8 protein-coding genes are annotated in these 3,888 nt (G+C 39.0%); 6 read left to right on the forward strand and 2 right to left on the reverse strand.

What is annotated here, in order from left to right; all coding sequences use genetic code 11:
* Positions 1 to 138: 138 nt before the first annotated feature.
* The gene (locus G5B00_RS17680; RefSeq protein ID WP_163878754.1) at positions 139 to 573 is read right to left on the reverse strand and encodes a hypothetical protein; all 435 of its coding nucleotides are present in this window, start codon (positions 571 to 573) and stop codon (positions 139 to 141) included.
* Positions 574 to 777: 204 nt separating this feature from the next.
* Between G5B00_RS17680 and G5B00_RS17685 the strand changes: the two genes are divergently transcribed.
* The 3 genes from G5B00_RS17685 to G5B00_RS17695 are packed head-to-tail and all read left to right on the forward strand — an operon-like array spanning position 778 to position 1,471.
* Positions 778 to 1,002: a hypothetical protein gene (locus G5B00_RS17685; protein WP_163878758.1), complete on the forward strand. Its 225-nt coding sequence runs from the start codon at positions 778 to 780 to the stop codon at positions 1,000 to 1,002.
* Positions 956 to 1,249, forward strand: a complete 294-nt coding sequence (locus tag G5B00_RS17690; RefSeq protein WP_163878761.1) for a hypothetical protein — start codon at positions 956 to 958, stop codon at positions 1,247 to 1,249. The genes G5B00_RS17685 and G5B00_RS17690 overlap by 47 nt, the downstream gene beginning before the upstream one ends.
* A 30-nt stretch (positions 1,250 to 1,279) precedes the next feature.
* Positions 1,280 to 1,471 carry a hypothetical protein gene (locus tag G5B00_RS17695; protein ID WP_163878764.1) on the forward strand — a complete coding sequence of 64 codons (192 nt, stop codon included), beginning with the start codon at positions 1,280 to 1,282 and terminating at the stop codon, positions 1,469 to 1,471.
* A 6-nt stretch (positions 1,472 to 1,477) separates the two neighbouring features.
* Here G5B00_RS17695 and G5B00_RS17700 read toward each other — a convergent pair whose 3' ends face one another.
* On the reverse strand, positions 1,478 to 1,621 hold the full coding sequence (locus tag G5B00_RS17700; protein ID WP_163878767.1) for a hypothetical protein: 144 nt from the start codon (positions 1,619 to 1,621) through the stop codon (positions 1,478 to 1,480).
* Between the two features lie 250 nt (positions 1,622 to 1,871).
* Here G5B00_RS17700 and G5B00_RS17705 point away from each other — a divergent pair, with 250 nt between their 5' ends.
* The 3 genes from G5B00_RS17705 to G5B00_RS17715 all read left to right on the forward strand — a co-directional run.
* Positions 1,872 to 2,960, forward strand: a complete 1,089-nt coding sequence (locus tag G5B00_RS17705; RefSeq protein ID WP_163878770.1) for a WG repeat-containing protein — start codon at positions 1,872 to 1,874, stop codon at positions 2,958 to 2,960.
* 20 nt (positions 2,961 to 2,980) lie between these two features.
* A complete protein-coding gene (locus G5B00_RS17710) occupies positions 2,981 to 3,484 on the forward strand; it encodes a hypothetical protein (protein ID WP_163878773.1) in 504 nt (167 codons plus the stop codon).
* 24 nt (positions 3,485 to 3,508) lie between these two features.
* Positions 3,509 to 3,888: hypothetical protein (locus tag G5B00_RS17715; RefSeq protein ID WP_205966472.1), on the forward strand; the 380-nt coding region annotated here is incomplete at its 3' end.

Here is a 3,888-nt window from a genome sequence, read left to right on the forward strand (position 1 = left end):
AAACTTTAATTGTTAAATGATCAAACAAAGTGCTCCCCTCGTATCTCCATCAAGAGAACCACCACTACCGTCCGTTTATATATAACAGCAATTTATAAAGATTTCCGATTGAAAAACTTTGCATAGGACAAGAAATCACTATTTAAACTTCTTCTTCAATGCCCGCATAAATTTCTTCACTACGGCATTCCCTGCGTTAAAACCATTTGTACCATTAGGGCTTGCTTTATACTGAGCCGATTCCCAAAGAACATTTCCACCCTTATCTATAATTTGGGCTGTCAACGTATAGGATGTGCCACCCCACGATGTTAGTGTCATCCCTTTCGAGGCTTTAATATCGGCTTTCAATACAAAATCGGCTTCATCTTTAGTTGGTTTTACCTCCCAATAGGCCCAATCTTTTAACTCGTCAATAAGCCTGTCTATGGCTTTCATCGCATCCTCGTTTTTCGACTCTCCTATTACATAAACTTTGCTGCCCTTTTGGGGCACCTTTGAAGAATCTTGGGACATCCCTACATAGGGAAGTAATAAGCATACAACAGTTAGCATAAATACGTTCGTTTTCATAGCCATGGATGATTAAGTTTTTAATATTCAAAAAACATATAGCCAAAATAATACCAATCCATGAAAACCGTGAATTTTATAAATCAACTTTTCTATGACATCTAGCCTTCTATTGTAGCATTTCTTTATTGACTTTCGTTATCCATACCAAGTAATCAATAAGCATTTATTGACACCAAAAAAATACAATCAAAACTGAATTACATGAAAATATTTTTTTTACTATTTGCAGTTGCTACATTGTTGTTTGCTTGTGACAAAAACGAGGAAAAATCTTATCTCTACTGGTCAAATCTGGTCAGTGAAAAATATGCGGGAATAAATCTCCTTACACAGTCTGTACCTTGTACAGACATCGAAGAGTTTGATCTTATCAACCAAAATGGCTACTATCTCGTCCATCCATCCATCCATAAGGACACAATTTGACCAACTAATGGCCGATCTACAGCACCTTCAATCAGAAGCCGGAAAAGCTGCGGCACGAGAAGGCATAGTAAATGACTATATATGGGCACCCAACCCTCCCTTGCGAAAGGTCTGTGCTGAGGGTAAACCTACACTGATTTATGTACAGAATTTACCACTAGAAGAAATCAACGAAGAATTGCCTCCACGTTTAGACGAAATAGAAAATTTCTACAACGATGTACCCTGTACCGACGCGAATGCATAGAGCAGTTACTTTCTACGGAAAGGCTGTTGCATGGAAGGAATAGCAATCCATAAAACCATCCGAACAGCAGAGATGTTTGAAAAAATTCATATTCACAACCGTCTGATGGAAAGAAAACTAGCATTGGAGAAAACAGATTGCAAAAACAACAACTGCCCGACCCAAGCCAAACCTGTACAATGCATCAATGGAAAACCAGTCATCGAAATGACTACACCGTAGTCGCCCTTAATTCGTCTTCGTCTGTTGAGTCTTCACCGAAAAGCTAAACTTATCCCTAAGCAGGTTCTGGAAATCCACACAGTTGGCATCGATGAAGCAGCCCACGAAGAGTATCAAAACCGCAGTTATTAGCCACAAAAACTTTTTCATGGTTTAATGATAACAGTATGGGCAATTACAATCCATAACGAATGGTTTATTATTCGTAGCAATCGCGCAAATAATAAATGAATCCTTGCAAATTGTAAACGGATTTGGCAGATAAACTGATGACCGGTTATTTTCACCTGTATTACGAGGAAGAATTGACACAATGAGCTGCAAGAATTTTAGTACCGAAGAAGAACATAACGGAGGTTGTGGCGGATGTTAATTTTTAAAAAATTACAGGTATCGATATATGGGCATACTCGGCAGACATAAAGTAAAACTTATTATTGCGATCCCCATTCTCATCTATTTCATTTGGGGCTATTTCGGTTTTACATGTACGTGGATTCCGGGCGAATACGATACCGAAACCAAGACCTACAAGGTTTTTTGGTATCAAGAAGGCTTTGCGTGCCGGAACGGACATTTTCGGATTAAGGCTTACACCCCCTTCAAAAAACATGGCTTGTGCGATACCTCTGGCCGCCTTGTTATTCCCTTTCGTTATGATAAAATAGGCGATGTGGAAACGGGTGGACTGCTGACCTTTACAAACAACGATAAGCAAGGTGTCATCAATTTAAAACAAGAAGTCATTCTCAAACCCGAATGGTACTATATCGCTTTATACAAAAACGAAATATATGCGACAAAACATGTATCTCCGAAATTGAAGTTGCGTATGCTGTTGCACAATGACGGGAAACCAGTTTTTACAGACACGGTTGCTGTTTTGGCCAATGTAGAGCTTGAAGACCGTCGTGTACATCGCGTTGCTTTTTCGCTGAAAGACTCCGTTTCGTACATCTATTTTGGCGATAGCGGAAAGGTATTGACACTCGACTATTTTGCACATTCTTATCTATTTTTAGGCGAGGGCGCATCGGCGATTATGGTCATTAACGGCAAGCGATATGAAAAAGATCAGCTTACGCATACCTCAATGATCAGCATGTCGGGAGAGGCATTGCTCCCATCCGAATACGACTATATATGTGGTTTGTACACTGACGAAATTAATCCATCAAGAACACTATTTCGGATTGGGAAACAAAATCTCGAAGGTATTTACAGTGCCGTGCAGAAGAGATGGATATGGCCTCCGTCTCCTGTCAAAATCAGTAAAGATTATAATTTCCCACTGTTCACGCTTCAATCCGACGATGGAAAAACGCGCTATGTGGATGAAAACGGAACGTTGATTTTTTCCGAAAGAGTAAAAGTAACTGGCAACGTGAGAGAATACCTGAACTTTCGGGTAAATAAAAAAGATTATTATTTGAAATACGATAGCGAAGAATGTAAATTCTATTGGTATCGGGGATACAAAAACAAATAAATGACTAAATTGGTTTTCTAATGAAAAAACTTTTAATAATAGCGCTGCTTGCACTTCTGTTTACAAATGCGTTTGCACAGGATAAACTGATTTTCCCTAATGAGGATGTCATTTATTCGTTCGAAACAAAAAATGGCAAAATGATGGTCTTGGTGAAAGACAAGAACAATGCTTACATCCAATACCGGTTCGGTAGTGAAAATAAAATTGAATTGGAGTTCCCGAATGAAAGAACGGCCGAAAGTTGGGAGCAATTTGCATACAATTCCTATTGGAGAGGTGGCGGAAAAGAAAATTCGGGTATGGAAATAGACAATATTCAGTTCATGAACAACGGCTACACTTATCTTGTTTTCAGAGCATATTTTGCAGAAAATGAAAAAAACACAGCAGGCATCATCGTCACGGATAGCAAAGGCAAAGAAAGCAGAATAAATGGAGTGTCCCAAACCATTAAAGGATGCATCTGTAATTTGGAAAACACCGGAATGATTGAAAAAACGGATATAGGGTTGAGTTTTTAATGTAGGATTCGAAGAAAAATGGATATGATGACATCAATAAAATACATTATCCTATTTATTTCTACGACATGCAGTGCTTTTGCCAACGACGGAGCTTATTTCGCTTTGGGCAACCAACTGATTCCAATACAGGAAACGGATATTTCGGTACAAAAGGAAATTTTACATCTCAAAAAAATAAACAACCAATTCATCGAAGTGTCGGTGTATTACGAGTTTTTCAACCCGAAAGAAGCCAAAGAGCTCATTGTCGGTTTTGAAGCCATATCGCCCGAAGGCGATGTGGATGGTTCACCGAAAAACGGGCAGCATCCCTACATGTACGATTTCACGGTGAGCATGAATGACTGTCAATTTGCCAAAGTTTTATTTGTTGCATACTGGTCGTTTTTTACAATGAGGCA

Origin of the sequence: Parapedobacter sp. SGR-10 (assembly GCF_011030405.1) — a bacterium.
GTDB lineage: Bacteria > Bacteroidota > Bacteroidia > Sphingobacteriales > Sphingobacteriaceae > Sphingobacterium.

What these genes read in the sequence shown, in the direction of transcription:
- G5B00_RS17710 (WP_163878773.1), top strand. Translation starts at nt 2,981, where the DNA reads ATGAAAAAACTTTTAATAATAGCGCTGCTTGCACTTCTGTTTACAAAT.
- G5B00_RS17695 (WP_163878764.1), top strand. Translation starts at nt 1,280, where the DNA reads ATGGAAGGAATAGCAATCCATAAAACCATCCGAACAGCAGAGATGTTT.
- G5B00_RS17705 (WP_163878770.1), top strand. Translation starts at nt 1,872, where the DNA reads ATGGGCATACTCGGCAGACATAAAGTAAAACTTATTATTGCGATCCCC.
- G5B00_RS17685 (WP_163878758.1), top strand. Translation starts at nt 778, where the DNA reads ATGAAAATATTTTTTTTACTATTTGCAGTTGCTACATTGTTGTTTGCT.
- G5B00_RS17700 (WP_163878767.1), bottom strand. Translation starts at nt 1,621, where the DNA reads ATGAAAAAGTTTTTGTGGCTAATAACTGCGGTTTTGATACTCTTCGTG.
- G5B00_RS17690 (WP_163878761.1), top strand. Translation starts at nt 956, where the DNA reads ATGGCTACTATCTCGTCCATCCATCCATCCATAAGGACACAATTTGAC.
- G5B00_RS17680 (WP_163878754.1), bottom strand. Translation starts at nt 573, where the DNA reads ATGAAAACGAACGTATTTATGCTAACTGTTGTATGCTTATTACTTCCC.